This is a genomic window from Streptomyces sp. NPDC101237, assembly GCF_044767465.1.
GTDB classification, from domain to species: Bacteria; Actinomycetota; Actinomycetes; order Streptomycetales; family Streptomycetaceae; genus Streptomyces; species Streptomyces gramineus.
In genome coordinates, this window is record NZ_JBIWNY010000005.1 from 195,410 (window position 1) to 215,634 (window position 20,225).

Below are 20,225 nucleotides of genomic sequence, written 5' to 3' on the forward strand. Positions count from 1 at the left end.
AGCGTCCAAAGCTCGCGATCGAATGCGACTGCTAATCCGCCCTTCCCGCGTACGTCGGTCTTCCATGCAACCACTTGGGCCCGAATCGCGTCCGTGACATCACCCGCCTCACCCACGCTCGACGATCGGAGACCCGTGTCCGCTGAACCGACCGCTGTGCTCAGAACCGTGATCGAGCAGTCCTCCCGGGTTCTGCAGACGTACGAAGTCGACCCGGGACTGGTCGCGGAGCACTCGAACGGCGAACGGCGCATCACCCAAGGCGGATACGGCGACCGGCAGCTCTTCGAACTCGTCCAGAACGCGGCCGACGAAATCGCTGCGGAACCTGGCGGTTCCGTGCACGTCGTCCTCACCGAATCCCATCTCTACTGCGCCAACGAAGGAACTCCGGTAACCCCTGCGGGCGCGGAAACCATTCTTCGCATGAGCATGTCTCGCAAACGCGGGGGGCAGATCGGCCGATTCGGGGTGGGGGTGAAGTCTGTCCTCGTTGTCACCGACGCCCCGGAATTCTTCAGCCGAGACGGCAGTTTCGGCTTCGATCGCGCATGGTCGTACGGACAGATCCGGTCCGTGCCCGGAGTCGTGGAGCGGTACGGTCCCGAGTTCGACGCCCCCGTGCTGCGGATGGCCCGCCCACTCGACGAGCGCCTGGAACGCGCATCCGACACGATCCTCAACGAACTGCTCACCTGGGCGACCACTGTCGTACGGCTGCCGCTTCTCGCAGGGGCGAACGACCGGCTCGGCCAGGACATGCACGGAGGTCGCACGCGCCGTCCCGGTGAGCAGCGTGAGGAGTTCCCGGTCGGGTTCCAGCTCTTCTCCCCGCACGTGGCGAAGGTCGTCCTGGAGGACCGTCGGCCTCGTGCACTCGTCCACCGGGTGCTGACCACCGAGCAGAACGGTGACCTGCACACCGTGGTCGAGGAACGGACCGGAAAGCCCACGGACACCGCCCGCTGGCGGGTCTTCACCGTCACCCACGAGCCCGGCCCGACCGCCCGTGCGGACGCCGGTGAACTCCACGGCCGGCTCTCGCTCGATCTCGCCTGGGCCGTGCCCGAGTTGGAGAAGGATGCGGACAACGGCCTGTACGGCAGCCCGAGGTCCCGTGGCCGGGGACGCTTCTGGTCCTTCTTCCCGACCAAGTACGAGATGTCATTGAGCGGAATCCTCAACGGTGCCTGGAAGACGAACGAGGACCGGCAGAACCTCCTCGACTCCTCTCCGTTCAACCAGGAAATGATCAGGGTGTCGGCAGCGCTCGTCGTCGACTCCCTCCCCTCCCTCGTCCCGGATGAGGACCCGGCTGCTTACCTCCCCCTGTTGCCCCAGCGTGTGAAGGAAGCGATCAGCTGGGCGGACGAGTTCTTGATCCGGGAGATCTGGGCCAAGGCCGCGGTACGCCCCTCGTTGCCCGACCAGGACGGTGTTCTTCGCGTTCCGACCGAACTACGCGTCCACCCCCGCTTCGACAAGGATCAAAAACGCCTCGTCGGCTGGCTGCGGATGTGGCACGACTGCCCCGGTCGCCCTACGAACTGGTTGCACCCCAGCGTCGAGACCGACTCTCTGCGCTCCGGGAAGGTCGAGCACATCCTGGACGCGGCCGGGCATAAGCGGACCGACGTCCGCGAGTGGCTGGAGGCGCTCGTGGAGTGCCGCACGTCCGAGGCGTCGAGAGTGGCGATCCGCATCCTCGCGGACATGATCGAGGTTCGCTCTCCGTACGTCGAAGAGGCACGGAAGGCACGGATCGTACTCACGGAGGAGCACGGTCTTGTCGCGCCTGTGCCCGGCCGGGTCTTCCGTCGCGCGGACCAGGGAGGCCTGCGTGAGACCACGGTGTACGTGGTCGACGACATCGCCCAGGACCCGGCACTCGTCCACTCTCTCAACCTCCTCGGCATCCGGGAGGCAGACGCCGAAGGGCGCTTCGTGAGCGTCCTGGACCAGGGCTTCGACGGCTACGGCGACACCGAATGGGAACGATTCTGGGAGCTGTTCCGACAAGCCGGTGGTCGCCGGCTCGCGCACAGGATTCTGGAGCGGGTGTCGACGCCTCGTGAGACGCTGCGAGTGCGGACGGTCGACGGGAAGTTCCGACCGGTACGTGACTGCATGCTTCCTGGCGTAGTGGTCGATGCATCGCGCGACCCGAGCATCGCCGTGGACAAGGAGTTCCACTCGGACGACCTCTCCTTCTTCCCGGAGATCGGGTTGCGGGAGCGGCCCTCGACAGGAGTGCAGCCGGAGGGCGAGTCCTGGTTCGAGGAGTATCGGGAGGCGGTGCACTCCGCGCTCCTTCGGAGCCTCGATGAGCGCGTGCCCCGGCCGTCCCTGAGTCGGCTCAAGGTGGAGGGCTCCGCGATCGGTGGCCCGTTGCACCTCTTCCGTTCCCTTTCGGAAGAGTCCCGCGCCGCTTTTCTGAAGGCTCTTGCCGACGACGATGTGGTGGACAGCTGGACCTGCCGAACCGGTGCCCAGTCAAACACCCGCCAGGCCGTCTTCTCGCCGATCCGCTGGATGCTGAAGAATTACGGCACGGTCGCCACCTCCCAAGGGATCAAGCCCCTGAAGGAAGCCGTCGGACCGCAGCTCGCCGCCTACCGTGACGTGCTGCCGGTATCCGACATCTCCCCAGAGAAGGCCCGCAAGCTGCGACTGCCCACCACGGTCGACGAGGTCCCGTCCGAGCATTGGGTGTCTCTCCTCTCAGAGGTGGCCCGAAGCGAGGATGATGCCTTTGTCGGCAACACCTACGTGATGTTGACCCGGTTCGACGCGGCCTTCCCCGAGGACTCACTGACCCGCTGCCGGATCGGCGACACGTGGGACGCCCGTCCCGACGAAGAGATCACCGTAGCGGTCGGGACGACCGAATACCGGACCCTGCGCGCGGAGCAGCTTCCCGCCCTGCTCGTGGCGACCTTCGCGGACGCCGAGTTGATGGTCGAGAAGTGGGGCATGAAGCGCTACGCCGCCGCCGTGGCCTTGGAGACCCGCGAGGTTCCGGACGGCGACCCGGTTCCGCTCCTGGAGCTGTACCCCGCCCTGCGCCAGCGATTGAGCAGCGGCAACCGGAACACGATGGTGCAGCGATGCAGCGAGTTGGAAGAGGTGACCCGGACCGAGAACGGCGTGAAGCCTCGCTCCCTGGACGTGGTACGCCAGGGAAACGTGATCAAAGTCCGGGTCCCTCTCGACCCCGAGCCCATGTTGCAACTGATCGATCACGAGCTGGCGCTCGGGCTCGGCGCAGCCGGCTGCCGGGCTGTGCTGGAGCACCAGGAACGCATGAACCGGGACATGGAGACGAAGGCCGCTCTCAACGCCGTACGTGACGTCGAGGACGTGGTCACCAAGATCGAGCTGCTGATAGGAGCGGAGGCCCTGCGGTCCGGGCTGCCGGACGGCCTGATGGCTGCTGAGCTGCAGGAGACCGACAACGCGGAACCGACCGGACACAGGATCGCGCAGATGGCCTTCAACGCACACGGCGACGGGGTCCTCCAGCAGCACGCCCGGGACATCCAGGCGAAGTTCCCCAACGCGCCCGTTGCATACGGGGGATCGTCGGCTGCCGTCGCCTTCGTGTCGGACCTGAGGCTGCCCATGCCCTTCGCCGGATCCAGAACCCCGTCTCCGCCCGCCTTCGAGACGGTGGACGGCCCGAGGGACTTTCCCCGGCTCCACGACTACCAGGAGGATCTGGTCCGGAACATCTCCACTCTCCTCGACCGGCTGGCACCGCAGCGCGCCATGTTGTCTCTGCCCACCGGCGCCGGCAAGACCCGAGTCACCGCGGAAGCCGTGATCCGTTGGGTGAAGCGGGTCGGTGACCTGAAAGGCCCGTTGCTGTGGATCGCACAGACCGATGAACTGTGCGAACAAGCCGTACAGAGCTGGAAGTTCGTATGGAGCAAGGTAGGAGCGGAGCGACCTCTCACCATCAGTCGGCTGTGGGGCAGTCACGAGGTGGGAGACGTCGTCGACCACCCGCATCTGGTCGTCGCCACCGATGCCAAGTTGGAGCGTTGCCTCGAAACCGATCCGTACGCGTGGCTGCGACGGGCCTCACTGGTGATCGTGGACGAGGCGCACACCGCCATCTCCAAGCGATACACCGACATCCTGGGGCAGCTGGGACTCACTCAGTACGAGACGGAACGGCACCTGCTCGGTCTGACGGCGACGCCGTTTCGCAACACCAACGAGGAGGAGACCCGCCGGCTGGTCAACCGCTTCGGCAACCGGCGTCTCGACGAGGGCGTCTTCCCGTCGGGTGATCCGTACCGGGACCTCCAGGAATGGGGAATGCTCGCCCAGGTCGAGCATCACACCCTGGAGGGGGGTCGGATCGAGCTGACCCGCGAGGAGAAGGCCCAGGCCGAGCGGATGTCAACACTCGCTCGCGGTGCCGAACAGCGACTCGCCGACGACCACGCGCGCAGCCGCCGCATCGTCGACAAGGTGGCCTCGCTCCCGGACAACTGGCCGACCCTGCTCTTCGCGACCTCCGTGGACCATGCCAAGTACCTGGCAGCCATGTTGAACGACCGCGGCATCCCGGCCGCCGCTGTGGACTCGACCACCAGTCCCCAGGACCGACGCCGGCGGATCGAGGACTTCCGTACAGGCCGGATCCGGGTGCTGACCAACTACGGCGTCCTCACGCAGGGGTTCGACGCGCCCGCCACCCGCGTCGTGGTGGTGGGCCGTCCGGTCTACAGCACCAACGTCTACCAGCAGATGATCGGGCGTGGCCTGCGCGGCCCCAAGAACGGTGGCAAGGACACCTGTCTGATCCTCAACGTCAGCGACAACATCGCCAACTTCGACACCCAGCTCGCATTCACCCAGTTCGAGCACCTCTGGAGCCGTAAGTGACCGACGCCTACCTCGACAGCCCTGCGCTCACCGCCGAGCAGCAGGCAGTTGTCGAGCAGCCCTGGGACGCACGCGTCCTGGTCACCGCCGGCGCGGGGGCCGGCAAGACGCATACCTTGGTGCGCCGGCTCGACGCCCTGTGTGGTCACGAGGATCTCGACCAGGCGTTGGAGGCCGCCGAGATCCTGGTGCTCACCTTCTCCCGGGCCGCTGCGCGAGAGCTGCGCGAGCGGATCGCCCGGCACGGAGAGCGGGCCCGGCGGGTGCGCGCCCAGACCTTCGACGCCTGGGCGTACGGGGTGCTCGTCCACGCCTACCCGGATCAGGAGTGGGGTGCGACCTCATTCGACGAGCGGATCCGGGCCGCAATGGGGGCCATCGAGAAGGGCGCGCTGGAGTCCGGCGACGCCGTCCCGCCCGCCCACGTGGTCGTCGACGAGGTGCAGGACCTGTTGGGCCACCGTCGGGAACTGGTGGAGGCGCTGCTCGACCGCTACCAGGACAGCTGCGGCTTCACTCTGGTCGGCGACGCCGCCCAGTCCGTCTACGGCTTCCAGATCGAGAACCTGGACGAACGCAACGACGAGATCGGCCGGTTCTTCGAGTGGCTGCGTTGTTCCTACCCCGACGACTTGGTGGAACTGCGCCTCACGGAGAACTTCCGCGCCGTCACTCCCGAGGCCCGGGTCGCGCTGGGGCACGGCCCCCGCCTCCAGCAGGTCAGTGATGCGGACGAGGCGGCGACGTACTACGACGAACTGCGGGACCTGCTCCTGGACCCGGCGAACGGGATGGGCGACCTCACCGATCAGTTCGCGTTGGACGGATTGCGGAACCTCACCGACACCTGCGCGATCCTGACCCGCGACAACCGACAGGCTCTGGTGCTCTCCGGCCTGCTCCACGAACACGGCATCGAGCACCGGCTCCGGCGATCCCTGGAAGAACGGCCGGTTCCATACTGGGTGGCCGAGTTGCTGCGCCGGACCGAGGCGGCCGGGCTCACCGAGGATCGGTTCCGTTCTCTTCTCGCGGGGATACCCTTGCCGTACGAGCCGAGCACGAGCGCTCTGTGGAAGGTTCTGCGTCGGGCCACGCGCACGACCGGGCGCAACGCGCTCGATCTGGAGCGGCTGCGCCACCTGGCTGCCGACGGCAGGTTCCCCGACGAGGCGGCCGATCCGGAGACTGCACGGATCGTCGTCTCCACCGTGCACCGGGCCAAGGGCCTCGAGTTCGACCGGGTGATCGTTCTGGCCCCGCCGACCATCGCAGAGCTCCACAAGCAGCACAAGGAAGAGCTGGACCTCCCCGCCGAGGCCCGAGCGCTGTATGTGGCGATGACCCGCGCCCGCCAGGACCTGTACCACGCACCGTCTCCCGAGTTGCCGATGGTCCGGAGGGCCGGGGGCCGAAGGAACGGGCGCAGGTACATCGGTGGGTGGCGGTCGTACGACAGGTTCGGCATCTTCGCCGAGACGGGCGACGTCTGCCGGGACGACCCACCCGGCCACGGGGCCGACGCCGTGGCGACTCAGGCGTATCTCCTGGAGCGGGTGGGTCCAGGGCAGGAAGTGGTGCTGCGCAAGCGCTATGACCTGCCGATGGGCGAGTTCCAGAGCCCGCCGTACGCGCTCGAGCACGACGGGCAGGAGATCGGTGAGGCGTCCGGGCGGTTCCGCGAGGAACTCTTCCAGGTGCAGAAGGTCAACCGCACGTGGGATCCCTGGTGGCCCGACGAGATCCGCGGCCTACGGATCGACACCCTGGAGACCGTGACGGGAAGTGTCGCCGCCAGCGCCAACGCCGGCCTCGGTGACCGAGGCGTGTGGATCGCCCCACGGATCACCGGCATCGGAATGTATCGACGGGCTGAGAACGACGAGGAGCAGGACGCATGACGGACGTGGCAGGTCGGTATTCCGAGCACTATCGGGTGCGCGACGAGGAACTCCTCGTCGGACTCCGCCGCGAGCTCCTCGGCCCCGCTCCGGACGCTCCACCGACCGACCGGGACGAGGTCCTCACCCAGGACGCGCCTGTCGACCGCTACCTGGCCGGAGTCCTCTACCCGCGTCCGGCGAACGCGGCAGCGGAGCAGCGGATCCGTGAGGACGAGGCCGAGCACGACGGCCTGGACATCGCCGCGCAGCGCAGTCGGGACAACGTCGAGGAGTCCGGTACCGCGCAGGAGGTGGGCGTCGCGGGCGCCCGCCGTCCCTCGTCCATGGGCCTGACCTTCGCGGTCGCCCCGAACATAAGCGACACGATCGTGATATCGGCACGCGGCGCCGTCTACGAACCCACCGATGCGGAGGGCAAGCCGATCCCGGCTCGTCGAGCCGAGTCGCGCACCACCTCGGACCAGAGGGAACAGTGGCGACGCAAGCAGCTTTCCCTCCCCGACACGTCCGTGGACGTGAACACACCCCATCCCGACAAAAGGTTCCCTCTCGCCGACGGAGCTGCGCTGCGCGTCAACGTCCGACGCCGCGATCCGATCACCGGCACCGTCACGATCACGGTCACTCTGGTCAACACGCATCAGGTCGGTGAGCGGGAACTCCAGGACGCGTTCTGCCTGTTCCAGTGCGGACTTGCGGTCCGTGCCTCCAACGGCTCCACCGCGTTCGTCGATCGCCCTGCGTCGGCTGCCTCGCATGACCCCGAAGTCGCCACCAGCCGACTGCTGCACCGTCACGCCCCGACCTTCGCCATCGGTCACGGCTGCGCCGCCGAATGGGACTGGACCCCACCGCCGATCGGCATGACCGACACTGTCCCGGCCGCTGTCACCGAGGTACGGAGCGAGTTCGTGCCCTCCGTGGAGGTACTGCTGACCGACTCCAACCCGGAGATCGACAGCTCCGCCCTGTCCATGCTGGGCTTGGCGGAACGGCCCGACGCCGAGGTCCTGATCGCGCTGAGGGCGCTCGCCACAGGCTATGAGAGCTGGATCCGGCGAAAGGTGGCCGAGGCGGACGCTCTGGCCGGTGGCGCGTTCGCGAAGCCCGCCCAGGATCAGGTGGAGGCCTGCCGCGAGGCGCTCGGCCGAATCCGTGAGGGCATCCGGCTGCTGGAGACCAAGTCGGACCTGATGCTGGCGTTCCGGCTCGCCAATCACGCCATGGCCGACCAGCGTGCCCGTAGTGCCTGGGTGAAGAACGGGCGGAGCGGCGCCCCCGACCGGACCGCCGGCCGGTGGCGCCCCTTCCAGATCGCGTTCGTGTTGCTCTGCCTCGCCGGCATCGATGACCCGGAACACGACGACCGAAAGATCTCCGACCTGCTCTGGTTTCCCACCGGTGGTGGCAAGACGGAGGCCTACCTCGGTCTGATCGCGCTCACGTCGTTCCTGCGCCGCATCCGAAAGGGCGCGGACGGTGGTGGCGTCACAGTGCTCATGCGCTACACCCTGCGACTGCTCACGCTGCAGCAGTTCGAGCGCGCCGCGATCCTGCTCTGCGCCATGGAGCGCATGCGCCGGGAGACGCCCGAACTGGGCCACGAGAAGTTCTCGATCGGCATGTGGGTGGGCCGTTCGGCCACCCCCAACACCCTGGAGGAGGCCGACAGAAGGCTCACCGAGCTTCAGGGCGATCTCGACAAGCGACTCGCCACCGAGAACCCCGTCCAGTTGCACGCCTGCCCTTGGTGCGGTACCCGCTTGGACGCCCGCGCCTACGAGGTCGACTTTGACACCAAGCGGATGCACGTCCGTTGCCCGGGGACCGAATGCGACTTCGTCGACGGTCTGCCGGTCCACCTGATCGACGAGGCGGTGTACGACGCCAGGCCGACGTTGGTGATCGCCACGGTCGACAAGTTCGCCTCCATGCCATGGCGCCCGGCCACCGCCGCGCTCTTCAACCGCGACGACCCGAGCGACCGCACTCCGCCGCCGGAACTGATCGTTCAGGACGAACTTCACCTGATCTCGGGACCGTTGGGTACGCTCACCGGCCTCTACGAGACCGCGGTGGACATGCTCGCCGGTCGCCCCAAGGTCATCGCCTCCACGGCGACCATCCGTCGCGCCGCCGACCAGGGCCTCCACCTCTTCGCACGCGAGGTGCGTCAGTTCCCGCCCGCCGGGTTGGACTCCCGTGACTCCTGGTTCGCCGTGGAGACTCCGCGCGAGGACAAGGCGAGCCGCCGCTACGTCGGTCTCCTGGCCCCCGGCACCAGTCAGTCCACCCTTCTGATCCGTACCTACGCGACCTTGCTGCATCGGGCCAAGCACGCACAGACCGAGGACGAGGTGCGCGACGCGTACTGGAGCCTCGTCGGCTACTTCAACAGTCTCCGGCTGCTGTCCGCGGCCGAGCTTCAGGTCCATGACGACGTAGTGGCCTACCTGGAACTGCTCGCCGAGCGTGAAGGGGCGGCCGTACGCACCGTCGCCAACTACTCGGAGCTAACGAGCCGGATCGACGCCAGCGAGATCCCCACGCGTCTCAAAGGCGTCGAGAAGAAACTTCCCGACGAGGACACCGTGGATGTCCTCCTCGCAACCAACATGATCGCGGTCGGCGTCGACGTGGACCGACTCGGCCTGATGGCCGTGATGGGTCAGCCGCAGACCACCGCCGAATACATCCAGGCCACGAGCCGTGTCGGCCGTGCCCATCCCGGTCTGGTCGCGGTCATGCTCAATGCGACCCGTTCTCGTGACCGCTCCCACTACGAGAACTTCCTGCACTTCCATTCCGCCCTCTACCGCGAGGTCGAGTCCACCTCCGTCACTCCCTTCTCCGCCCGCGCCCGCGAGCGGGGCCTGCATGCGGTGATCGTCGCCCTGGCCCGGATCCTTATTCCGGCGGCCCGAGCCAACGACGCGGCCGGCCGGGTGGATTCCTACGAGCATCTCCTTCGAGAGGACATCAAGCAGGTCCTCCTGGACCGCGTCGAAGAAGTCACCCCGGAAGAGACCAGCGCGGTAGCTCATGCCTTCGACGAGTTCGTCGACTGGTGGTGCAACGAGGCCGACACCCACGGCGGTCTGCTCTTCGAGCCTCAGAGGGGCAGTCGTACCCCCTCACTCCTGAAGCCGTACGACGACGAGTCCGAGGACGCCGAGGCGTGGCCCACGTTGTGGAGCCTGCGCGACGTCGACGCCGAGTCCGCCCTGTTCATGGAGGCATCCCGATGACCCCGCCCCCCGCGCGCCGCCGCCGGACCGGCGCAGACGGCGCCGCACCGGCGCGCAACCTGCTACGCCGTGGTGCTGTCCGTCGCGCCCAGGCGATCACCACCTACGGCGTCGGCTCGCTCGTCGCCGTCGACCAGGAATCCTTCATCGTCTCCGGCCTGGACGGGGCTGACGAGCACTGGAACACCGACGAGGCCCCCCGGATCCACGAGCGGCGCCTCGCCCGCCTCCTGGGCATCCATCACTTCCGGTTGCCGCCGGCGTCCGATGACACCAGCCGGGATGGCCTACGGGTCCGCCGATTCCCGCTCATGCACTCCTGCCCCGAGTGCAACGACCTGCGTCGGCACCGCGACTTCGCCCCTCCCCCCGGCCGGAGCATCTGCGGCACCTGTGAAGCCGACCTCGTCCCCTCCCGTTTTGTGATCGCCTGCGAGTCCGGGCACCTCGACGAGTTCCCGTACTGGCACTGGCTCCACCGCGCTTCCGGTCACGGCGCGGCAACTGCAGGACAGTGCGGTGGAACCCTCAAGCTCCGTTCATCAGGACGCAGTTCCTCGCTCCGATCCATTCTCGTCTCGTGCACCTGCGGCGTGCCCGAGGTCTCGATGGAGGGATCCTTCCGTAAGAACGCACTCAAGGATCTGGGCCTTCGCTGCCGTGGGACCCGCCCCTGGCTCGGCACGTCCGCCCCCGCCCAGACCTGCGGCCAGACCCCGCGCACCCTCCAGCGCGGTTCCTCGACCGTGTGGCAGCCGGTGCTGAAGTCGGCACTCTCCATCCCGCCGTGGAGCGACGGTCGCGCCGACCCACTCGCGGAGCACTGGGACGAACTCCGCAAGCTCAACAGCCGCGCGGAGGTGGAGATGTGCCTCAAGTTTGCCTTCAAGGGCGAGAGTCCGGTCCCGGTGGACGAGGTGATGACGCTCCTGGACGCGGAACGCGAGGAGGACCCCGACGGCGAAGACGCTCCCACCTTCGATCACCGCTACAGGGCGCTGCGCAACAAGGAGTACGACCGGCTCCGCGCCGGCAACGACGAACGGGAACGCTCCCGCGACGAGCAGTTCATCTGTGAGACCCCGCTGGGCGACACGACGGTGCTACACCCGCTCGGCGTCACGGGCCCGATGCTGGTGAAGAAGCTCCGCGAGGTGCGCGCGCTCAAGGCGTTCACCCGGCTCGCCGATCCCGACTCGACGACCGAACCGAACGAGGTCCCGCTGTCCGACTCCGACCTGCAGTGGCTCCCCGCCATGGAGGTCCACGGCGAGGGCGTCTTCCTCCGCCTGGACCAGGACCGCCTCGGAGCCTGGGCAAAGACCGTGGCGGTGGCAGCCCGGGTCGAGCGGATGCGTACCGCCCATCAACGGGTGCTGGAGCAGCGGGCCGACGATCCGAGCCGGGTCGTTCCCTCGCCCGCCACCCCGCGCATGGTGCTGCTGCACACGCTGGCCCACGTCCTCATCAACGAATGGAGCCTGGAGGCGGGCTATCCCGCGGCCGCCCTGCGCGAGCGCCTGTACGCCGCCGACGACATGGCCGGGGTACTCGTCTACACGGCGACGAGCGACTCTGCGGGCAGCCTCGGTGGTCTGGTCGCTCAGGGTGAGCCTGAGATCCTCGCACGCACCGTCCGCTCGGCCATCCGCCGTGCCGAGTGGTGTTCCTCGGACCCGCTCTGCATGGAGACCGAGGCGTCCGGTGCCGGCGGAATCAACTTGGCGGCCTGCCACGCCTGCGTGATGCTCCCGGAGACGAGCTGCGAGCACAACAACGTTCTCTTGGACCGGGCGCTGCTTGTCGGCACTCCGGGCGACCCCGCGGTGGGCTTCTTCGCAGACACAGTAGGCCGCTGATCGGCGCGATGGCCTTCGAATTCGGATGCGAACCTGTGCGCAATCCTCCGAAGGCCACGCTACAACGCCGCAGCAGGCGCACCTGCTTCGTGAGAATTCCTGTCCAGTCTGGCGCGGGCCTCACTTCATACGGCACATGCCCCAAGAAGACCCGAAACGCGAGAGGAAATGACTAGACACCAGACGAGTCCTCCCCGTCCGAGTCGCCGTCGTCAGCGCCCGCACCGACGAGCGCCTGCATTCTCTCGTCCTCCGGTGCGCGCGCATAAAGGATGTCGAAGTAGTCCTGCCACTGGGCCTTGGCCTTCGCCAGTAGACCGGCCCAGTCCGTGGCGTCCATCCCATCGCGGCGGAGTCTCTCGAGCTTTCTCGCAAATCCGGCCGGGCGCTCCAGTTTGTCGGCCACCATCAGACCCGTGACCGACCGAAATTCTGATCTCCGAACGTCGACGACGTCCCGCAGAGATTCGATGTACCTCTCGAACCGATCCACGTGATCCCAGTCAGCCGTCTTCCCTGGACGCATGAACTCAAGCACAAGCAATTGGTCTCCCGATGACAGCACCAGGTCCACTCGCGCTCTCCAAGCCTCCTCCTTGTCGAGTGTCTCCTTGTAGATTTCCTCCATCAAATTCGAGAGACCTCGTTCGACCCGAAACGTCTCCCACTCCGGAGAAATCATCCAAGGATTTTCCGCGATGTAGTCGCGGACGGCATTCTCCAACTGCCTCGCCTTGATCCTGTCTTCGAGTCCACTGATCAGGTTCAATTGACTGCGCACATGTTCTGCGGCATGCAGGGCCGTCATCACCCGCGACCTCGCCAGGATCCCGACCAGTTCTTCGGCATCCAGTTCGGCCGAGTTCGAGAGCTCGTTTATCAATTCCTTCAGGCGACCACCCTCCCAAGCACCCAAAATGGCGTTCGCGAGATCGTCGAACTGACCGTCCGACAGGACGGACACTCGCGCAACGGCGGTGAGTGCACGCTTTACAATCCTGGCCTCATACGGTTCAAGTTTTCCCAGACGACTCGAGAACGGTGCCATTCTCGTATTCATGGCACCTACCTTGGCCTCGGCACGTCGACTTTGCCAGATACGCAGAAGGGACTTCGTTCGCTCTTGCCCCCAGGTCAGGAGCGGAAGCGTCTGCTCGGAATCCCAGTTGATACGCTGCCTCTCCGTGGATATCAGATCCTTTTCTTGATCGTCTATGTAGTCGGCCTGGACGCGTCCGGACAAGTAGTTGATGGCGTGCTGAGCTCCGAAACCCCCACTGAGATTGAAGGCGAAAGGGCGCTGGGAGAGCTTATGGTGACTGAAAACCGAGACGCCCGCCAGGTCCTCTTCCTGGATCGGATCTTTGTAGAAGACGAAACGCCATCTAATCTCTTCGCCGTTCGGCAGGGACTCCACTCCCCATCCGTCTTCGACCTTCAGCCCCGAAGGAATCTGCTTTTCCTCGTAGTCGGACGGGTAATCAAATTCGATGCGCTCACTTCCACTCTCCTCGGCTATGGGTGATCCGTCCACGGTCACAGTGAAATCTTCCGCCCTCTCCATGAGCAGGAAGCGACGCGCCATACTGACCCTGAACTGGCCGGAATTGGGCGTCTTCTTGACGGTCAGGCCCTGGAGGCGAATTCGCGTGCCGTGCTGTGATTTCATTTTCTCATCCGGGCCGGAATAATCTAGAACCTCCACTTCCATGGGTGTATTGTCCGCGTATCCGGCCCCGGATCCGGTGAGCTTCTCCACGTCCAACCTGAATATCGTACGCTCACCCGTCTCCTTGCTGACAGTTTCCACATCGACAAGGTTGGCGATTCCAAAGCCCGCGAACTTACCGATCCCCTTCCTCCCCATCACCGGACGCCCGCCCGGCGTCTTCTCCCCACCCTGGGCGACACGCCGGTTGTACCCGACTTTCAGATAACGGTCCTGACACTGCTCCAAGGTCATTCCATCGCCGTTGTCGCCGATTAGAATTTCGGAACCAGAACGTACGTTGATGGGTAGCGATATATCGACCTCTGTAGCATCCGCATCCCAAGCATTTGACACCAGCTCCGCTATCGCAGCCACAGGGGATTGGTACATGTCTATTCCGAGGTGCTCGATCACCCTGCCGTGGAACTGAATCTGAAGGCGAGCAGCTTCGGTGGCCATGCGTGTTTCACTCCTGAGTATCGATGGTGCCGGGGTTCAAATACTTAGCCAGTCGGTGGTTTCTGCAAGCAACTCCCCCAACAAGCACGGGCTGTTCGGGCTGTTCGACGAGAGGGGGCTCGACAACTTGGGGGAAGACCAGACGACCTGCTGCGGTGGTGGTCAGTGGGGCAGCGTTCCGGGGGCCCGGTAGCGTAGCGAGATGTTCCCACGCACCTCGCGTCAATTGCCACAGGCCCGGCAGGGCAGATGCGTCGACCGCACCACGGCGCGGCTTCGCGTGTAGTTCCTTTGACGCCAGAGCCCGCCACGACGCCGCCGACGACTGTTCAGAGCCGGTCCGAAAATCGCCTGTACTTGGTGCTCGAGAACGAGACCGCAGATGTCGAACCCCAACTCTGCGGCGGCCACCTGCTCCGAGGCCGGAGCCTCGTCTAGAGATCGGGCCAACGCGCTACGACGACTCTTTGCCAGAGTTCGAGGGAACGGTGTTGGCCAGGTGATGGCTCTCGCTCACCAGAAGGTCACGTAGGCACCGTTCCGCCTGAGGTGTCTGTCCGACGCAACAGAGCCCGACTGCTGGGAGGAAGACTCCAAAGGGCACGGGCCCGTTGCCTCCGGAGAGTCGTCGTACGAGGCCGATCCAGGTCAGAATTCGTCCGACCTGCAAGCTTGGTCATGGTTTTGGGTGATCGCATACATGTGGCACCACGCCCGCAATCCGGTCCGGCATCGGAATGCCCCAGCCTGATCGAACAGCCAAGTCTGGCGCCGGGCATGAGCGAAGCACTCGCCGACGCGTTAACCGCCTCAGAGCAGAGGTCGCTCTCTGCAACCAACGGGGGCGAGCATCCCCACTGCCCGATCTGCGGCATTCTGCACCTTTGGCAATGAACTGATGGGATCTATTTAAGTAACGACTGTTTCAGACTCCCGATACCCTAGCCCTGTGATCCACGCAGTCGTCTTCGACGTAGGTGAGTGTCTGGTCGACGAGACCAGGGAGTACGGGACCTGGGCCGACTGGCTAGGAGTGCCTCGGCATACCTTCCACGCGATGTTCGGCGCCGTCGTCGCCCAAGGCCGCGACTACCGGGAGGTCTTCCAGGAGTTCAGGCCCGGGTTCGACCTCTACGAGGAGCGGGAGAAGCGGGCCGCTGCCGGGCAGCCGGAGTTCTTCGGCGAGGAGGATCTCTACCCGGACGTCAGACCCGCGCTCGCCGCGCTGCGGGGCCAGGGGCTCTGGCTCGGGATCGCCGGGAACCAGACCGTGCGGGCGGGGCGGATTCTGCGCGAGTTGTTCCACGACGACGTCGATCTCATCGGTACCTCGGACGACTGGGGGGCCAGCAAGCCCGACCTGGAGTTCTTCAAGCGGGTCGGTGACGCCGTGCCGTTCGCCGTCGATGAGATCCTTTACGTCGGGGACCGCTGCGACAACGACGTTCGGCCTGCTCGGCAGGCCGGTATGCACACCGCTCTTGTGCGCCGCGGGCCCTGGGCGACCATTCAGTGGAACGACGCCGAGGCCGAGGAGCTACCGACGTTCCGCGTCGAAGGGCTCGGCGAGCTACCCGATCTCGTCCGCCGGTTCAACGGCCCAGCGCACTGAGCGTCGTGGACCAGTCGTACAGGCGGTCGTCGAGGTCACGGACGCAGCGCTCGGCCTGGTGGGGCGCGAGTGCGCGGCGTACCTCTCGTACCCGGTCCATGCCGGTCGCGTACCAGGTGACCGCCAACTGGTCGAGGGCGTTGCCCGCGTACTCGCAGGCCTGCTCCGGATTGCCGGAGGCCGCTTCGACCGCTGCCAGATCGCCGTAGACCACCGAGCGTTGTTTGTCCTCGGCGGGCGTCATCGCCGTCAGGGCGTGCAGCAGACTTTCGCGGGCGTGCGGGAGGTGTCCCGCGATCATCTGGGTGTTGCCCTTGAAGGCCGCCAGCCGGGCCGGGGAGAACCAGTCCATCCACTCCGGCGACGGATGTTCGTTGCCCGCCGTCAGGACATCCTCCGCGTGGCCCAGAAGGTGCAGCGCGGTACGGCTGCTGCCCGACCTCGTCTCGCACTCGGCCTCCACCGCGTCCAGCCAGGCCAGGAACTCGGCGGATGCGGGGGCCCGTCGGGCGTAGGTACGCGCGGCCGTCATGCGCTCCAGCGCACCGTCACGGTCCGCCGCCCACCCGGGGACGAACGCCATGTGCGCGATGATCGCCGAGCCGAGCAACGCGTCGTCCGCCTCTCCCGCCGCTTGCAGGGCCAGAAGGAACGTGTCGTTGGCCGTGGTCGGCTCGCGGAGATCGAAGAACTCGATTCGACCGGCCATGAGGTAGGTCTCCGCCATCGCGGTCGCGATCTCACGACGCGTCGAGTCCGTCGCTCCCGGCAACAGGGCACATCCCAATGTCGCGTGTGCGGCGACGGCCGGGTGCAGCTCGGCCGGCGCGACCGACCAGTAGAGCCGGCGGTGGGCACGCGTCACCGCCATGAAATCGGCCCCGGCCGTCGAGGGTTGAGGTGCGACCACGGCCTTGTGAGGCATTGACGCCCGACCTCCGGTGGGCACGGGTCGCCGCGCTTGCTCCACGTGGTGTGGTCCGTCCGTACCCCATGGAGGAGTGAAACCCAATGCCTCCAGGCTCTGTCCGAGCAGGTGCACGAGTACGCGCTGGCAGTCCGGTTGCGGCCAGGGCGGGTTCTCGGACTCCCAACGGCGAACCTGTCGAGTACCGATCGACAGTCCTCGAACGCCCATCGCCTGGGCGTGTCGGGTAAGCGCGTCGGCCAGATGCTGTTGGGAGTTGTAACCCGCTGCGACGCGGGCGGCTTTGAGCCGAACGTTGCCGGTGGGCCTGGTCATGGGAGCACCTCCTGCTACGGCTCGCTCACTCTCCCACACGAAGTCCTGTTTGCGGCAGGTACTTCCACTCAAGGGGTCATCAGAGTCCTTTTCGGGCCCCTTCGGCTACCTCTTCGGGTCCTCGAATTCGCGGCCAAGTTGCTGAAAGCTGTGCGCTGTTCCCAGGACAGGAGGCAGGTTGTGCATACCCAAGAGGCCTTGGACGGAGCGATCTCCGAGTGGCTTGCACGGGCCCATCCCTCGCCCGCGCAGGCCTGGCACGAGTGGGCGGTGCAGGGCGTCGCCCTGTTACCGCTCGGCGACCGGTTCGCAGCGGTGCGGATGGCGTCCGACGAGGTGCACGCAGCCGTGGATTCGAGCGATCCGGACCAGGTCGCCGTCTGCCTCGGCCTCCTCCTCGGCGGCTCGATCATCTACGACCGCCGCGCGGCAGGTGGCACCTACTACGCCCTGATCCAGGGACACGCCGGTCTGGTCTGGGCGTACGCCGACATCGCCACGTGTCTGGGGCATGGCTCCTATCTCGGTGTCCCACGGCTCGACCGGCAGCAGTCCCCCGGCACCTATTGGCTGGTTCCGCCGCGCTACGAGGGCGATCTCTGCACCCCTCGCTCCATTACCGCCCTCGTCAAGAGAGGGCGGGCACGGCTCGTCGCCCGCTCGGAAGTCTGATTCTCCTCCGCGAAGAACCACGAAAGGAATGGTGGGCAATCCCATGACGCCTACGGCCGTTCAAGTCCCCTGGGCCATGCGGTACGTGACCGATCGGCTGCCGGTCGGGAATCCGACGTACGCGTCGGTGATGCTGGACGCGGCCTCGCAGACCGCCGTGTACAGGGACGCCGCAGGGCGGGTGGTCGAGATGGGGAGGCACGGGACGTCGAAGACGACGGGTACCACGTCGGTCTCCGGCGGCGGGGACGGGCAGCAGCCTCAGCCGCAGACACAGGACGACAACACGACCGACTACGAATCGGACTGAGACGGTGGCGTCCGTCGTGCTGGTACTCACCTCGTTGGAGGACGTCACCACGGATCGGGTCATCGAGGCTCTGAGTGAACGCGGTGCGGCCGTCGTTCGCGTTGATCCGGCGGATGTCGGCCCGGACCTCGTCTTCGGGTTCCGGCTCGGGCAACGGGGTGGCTCGGCCTGGGGCGGGCGGTTGCGAACCCCGAGCCGGGTGGTGGATGTGGAAGACGTGACCGCGGTCTACTGTCGCCGGCCGACCCCGTACTCGGCACGTTTTCGCGAGCTGCCGCGCCAGTCACGGGAGTTCGCCGTCGCCGAGGCACGTCATGGACTCGGGGGCGTGCTTCACGGCTTGCGGGGAGCGCTGTACGTCAACCATCCGTCCGCCGTGGCCCGCGCCGACTTCAAGCCCGCCCAGCTCCAGAAGTTCGCCGCTCTCGGGCTGCGGATCCCGGCGACCCTGGTCACCAACGACGTGGAGGAGGCCAGGAAGTTCGCGACCGAACACGAGCACGTCGTCTACAAGTCGTTCCGCGGGCTGCCGGCGGCCGAGGGCGGACATGTCGGAGCGATCTGGGCCCAGCGCATCGAGCCCGGTGCGCTGGACGACTCGGTCGTGGTGACCGCGCATCTTTTTCAGGCCGAGATCCCGAAGACCGGGGATGCGCGGGTGACCGTGGTCGGGCGGCGCGTCTTCGCCCAGCGGATCACGGCTCCGGACGGCGCACTGGACTGGCGCCGGGGTGACTGGAGCCGTCTCGTCCACACACCCCTGGCCGTGCCCGAGTCCGTTCGGACCGCCCTTCATGGCTACTTGGCCTCATTCGGGTTGGTCTTCGGATGTTTCGACTTCGCGCTCACCGGCGACGGCACGGCTCCGGAGGACTGGTGGGCGATCGAGTGCAACCCGAACGGCCAGTGGGGGTGGCTTCCGGACGCGCAGGCCATCGCCGACGCGTTCGCCGCGATCCTGACCAGAGAGGACACCTGAGATCTTGACGACACCGAACGCCCTCGGAACCGATGCCGCGGCGCTTCGCCGAAGGCTGGCGAAGGGGCTCGCGCGGGACGGGACAATGGGCGATCCGCGCTGGTTGGCAGCGGTGGACGAGGTGCCCCGCCATCGGTTCGTGTCGGGGTTCTACCTGCCCGCCGACGAGACCGACGAGCACGGATTGACGGTCTGGGAGCCCGTCACCGCCGATTCCGACCCCCGCCGGTGGCTGGCAGCCGCGTATTCCGATGCCACGCTGATCACGCAGTTCGACGACCGGGAGCCGGACTGGAGCGTGCCCGAGGTACGGCGCGGCGGGACGCCCACCTCTTCCTCCACTCTCCCTTCGCTCGTCCTGAGGATGTGGGTCGACGCCGATGTGCGCGAGGGGGACACGGTGCTGGAGATCGGTACCGGCAGCGGCTACTCCACCGCACTGGTCTGTGAGCGCCTCGGGTCCGCCGACGTCACGAGCATCGACGTGGATCCGAACCGCCTGGCGGCCGCGGCCGACGCCTTGTACGACTGCGGCTACACGCCGAACCTGGCCGTGTCGGACGGACGGTACGGCTACTGGCCGGAGGCGCGCTTCGATCGGATCGTGGCCGCCTGCTCGTTCCGTTCGGTGCCCGGCGCGCTCGTCGCGCAGACCCGGCCGGGCGGAAAGATCCTGCTCACGTTGTCCGGCTGGTTGTACGGCTATGCGCGCGTCCTCCTGACGGTCGCGGAGGACGGTACGGCGGAGGGGCCGTTGCTGGCGGGCACCGTCTCCTTCATGCCGGTCCGGGCACACGCCGCTCCGGCCTTCGGAAACCCGGCCCACTGGGCCGCGGGGCTGCCGGACAGGGCCAGACCGGCTCGGTACGGCCCGGAGCGGATCTCCGCCGCCGACTCGGAGGCGTTTCATCTGCGCTTCCTCGCTCAATGCGCGCTCCCCCAGACGCAGATGACCTCCGTGGGGACGCTCGTGCTCTTGGTCGACGTCGTCAGTGGCTCCGTCGCGTCACTCACGCCGTGCGACGACGGCTGGCAGGTGCGGGAGGCCGGGCCGGTGCGGCTGTGGGAGCGCGTCGAAGAGGTCGTCGAGGCCTTCGACTCCGCCGGTCGGCCCGGAGCCGAGCTGTTCCGGCTGCGGGTGGGCGGTGGTGAGCAGCGGTTGTCGAATCCTCGGATGCCCGGGCTGGAGTTGCCGAGGTCTTGAGTCCGACGACGAAGAAGGCGGTCGGAGCTGGGGGCCGAAGTCTCTCCCCGATCGACTCGGTGCGCTCGCACATCACCTGAAGCAACTCCATGCGCATTGGCCCCCATTGGCAACCCTCCTGTCTCCTG

The 20,225-nt window shown here is 66.7% G+C and carries 11 protein-coding genes; 9 read left to right on the plus strand and 2 right to left on the minus strand.

Annotated features, from left to right (window positions below; translation table 11 throughout):
* The first annotated feature begins 135 nt into the window (after window positions 1-135).
* From ACIRQ9_RS10305 to drmB, 4 genes are read left to right on the plus strand one after another with little or no spacing between them, the layout of a single operon-like run.
* A complete protein-coding gene (locus tag ACIRQ9_RS10305; RefSeq protein WP_404169475.1) occupies window positions 136-4,896 on the plus strand; it encodes a DEAD/DEAH box helicase in 4,761 nt (1,586 codons plus the stop codon).
* Window positions 4,893-6,797, plus strand: coding sequence for a UvrD-helicase domain-containing protein (locus ACIRQ9_RS10310; RefSeq protein ID WP_404169477.1), 1,905 nt, complete (start codon window positions 4,893-4,895; stop codon window positions 6,795-6,797). The genes ACIRQ9_RS10305 and ACIRQ9_RS10310 overlap by 4 nt, the downstream gene beginning before the upstream one ends.
* The gene (locus ACIRQ9_RS10315; protein WP_404169480.1) at window positions 6,794-10,048 is read left to right on the plus strand and encodes a helicase-related protein; all 3,255 of its coding nucleotides are present in this window, start codon (window positions 6,794-6,796) and stop codon (window positions 10,046-10,048) included. Before ACIRQ9_RS10310 ends, ACIRQ9_RS10315 begins: the two co-directional genes overlap by 4 nt.
* Window positions 10,045-11,907: a DrmB family protein gene (gene drmB, locus ACIRQ9_RS10320; protein WP_404169483.1), complete on the plus strand. Its 1,863-nt coding sequence runs from the start codon at window positions 10,045-10,047 to the stop codon at window positions 11,905-11,907. Before ACIRQ9_RS10315 ends, drmB begins: the two co-directional genes overlap by 4 nt.
* A gap of 172 nt (window positions 11,908-12,079) precedes the next feature.
* Here drmB and ACIRQ9_RS10325 read toward each other — a convergent pair whose 3' ends face one another.
* Window positions 12,080-14,077: an ATP-binding protein gene (locus ACIRQ9_RS10325; RefSeq protein WP_404169486.1), complete on the minus strand. Its 1,998-nt coding sequence runs from the start codon at window positions 14,075-14,077 to the stop codon at window positions 12,080-12,082.
* Between the two features lie 949 nt (window positions 14,078-15,026).
* Between ACIRQ9_RS10325 and ACIRQ9_RS10330 the strand changes: the two genes are divergently transcribed.
* Window positions 15,027-15,689 (plus strand): HAD family hydrolase, encoded by a 663-nt coding sequence (locus ACIRQ9_RS10330; protein ID WP_404169488.1) that lies wholly within the window; start codon window positions 15,027-15,029, stop codon window positions 15,687-15,689.
* Here the strand turns inward: ACIRQ9_RS10330 and ACIRQ9_RS10335 are convergent.
* Window positions 15,670-16,932 (minus strand): transcriptional regulator, encoded by a 1,263-nt coding sequence (locus ACIRQ9_RS10335; protein WP_404169491.1) that lies wholly within the window; start codon window positions 16,930-16,932, stop codon window positions 15,670-15,672. The two genes, ACIRQ9_RS10330 and ACIRQ9_RS10335, sit on opposite strands and share 20 nt — an antisense overlap.
* Before the next feature lie 198 nt (window positions 16,933-17,130).
* On the opposite strand from ACIRQ9_RS10335, the gene ACIRQ9_RS10340 reads away from it, so the two are divergent.
* The 4 genes from ACIRQ9_RS10340 to tgmC all read left to right on the plus strand — a co-directional run bounded on the left by ACIRQ9_RS10340 (window position 17,131) and on the right by tgmC (window position 20,097).
* Window positions 17,131-17,604: a hypothetical protein gene (locus tag ACIRQ9_RS10340; RefSeq protein ID WP_404169494.1), complete on the plus strand. Its 474-nt coding sequence runs from the start codon at window positions 17,131-17,133 to the stop codon at window positions 17,602-17,604.
* A gap of 76 nt (window positions 17,605-17,680) precedes the next feature.
* On the plus strand, window positions 17,681-17,914 hold the full coding sequence (locus ACIRQ9_RS10345; protein ID WP_404169893.1) for a putative ATP-grasp-modified RiPP: 234 nt from the start codon (window positions 17,681-17,683) through the stop codon (window positions 17,912-17,914).
* A gap of 16 nt (window positions 17,915-17,930) precedes the next feature.
* A complete protein-coding gene (gene tgmB / locus ACIRQ9_RS10350) occupies window positions 17,931-18,893 on the plus strand; it encodes an ATP-grasp ribosomal peptide maturase (RefSeq protein WP_404169497.1) in 963 nt (320 codons plus the stop codon).
* A 4-nt stretch (window positions 18,894-18,897) separates the two neighbouring features.
* Entirely contained in the window at window positions 18,898-20,097 is a 1,200-nt protein-coding gene (tgmC, locus tag ACIRQ9_RS10355; RefSeq protein WP_404169500.1) for an ATP-grasp peptide maturase system methyltransferase, read from the plus strand.
* Window positions 20,098-20,225: the final 128 nt, after the last annotated feature.

What these genes read in the sequence shown, in the direction of transcription:
- ACIRQ9_RS10315 (WP_404169480.1), top strand. Translation starts at nt 6,794, where the DNA reads ATGACGGACGTGGCAGGTCGGTATTCCGAGCACTATCGGGTGCGCGAC.
- ACIRQ9_RS10335 (WP_404169491.1), bottom strand. Translation starts at nt 16,932, where the DNA reads ATGACCAGGCCCACCGGCAACGTTCGGCTCAAAGCCGCCCGCGTCGCA.
- ACIRQ9_RS10325 (WP_404169486.1), bottom strand. Translation starts at nt 14,077, where the DNA reads ATGGCCACCGAAGCTGCTCGCCTTCAGATTCAGTTCCACGGCAGGGTG.
- ACIRQ9_RS10345 (WP_404169893.1), top strand. Translation starts at nt 17,681, where the DNA reads ATGCGGTACGTGACCGATCGGCTGCCGGTCGGGAATCCGACGTACGCG.
- drmB (WP_404169483.1), top strand. Translation starts at nt 10,045, where the DNA reads ATGACCCCGCCCCCCGCGCGCCGCCGCCGGACCGGCGCAGACGGCGCC.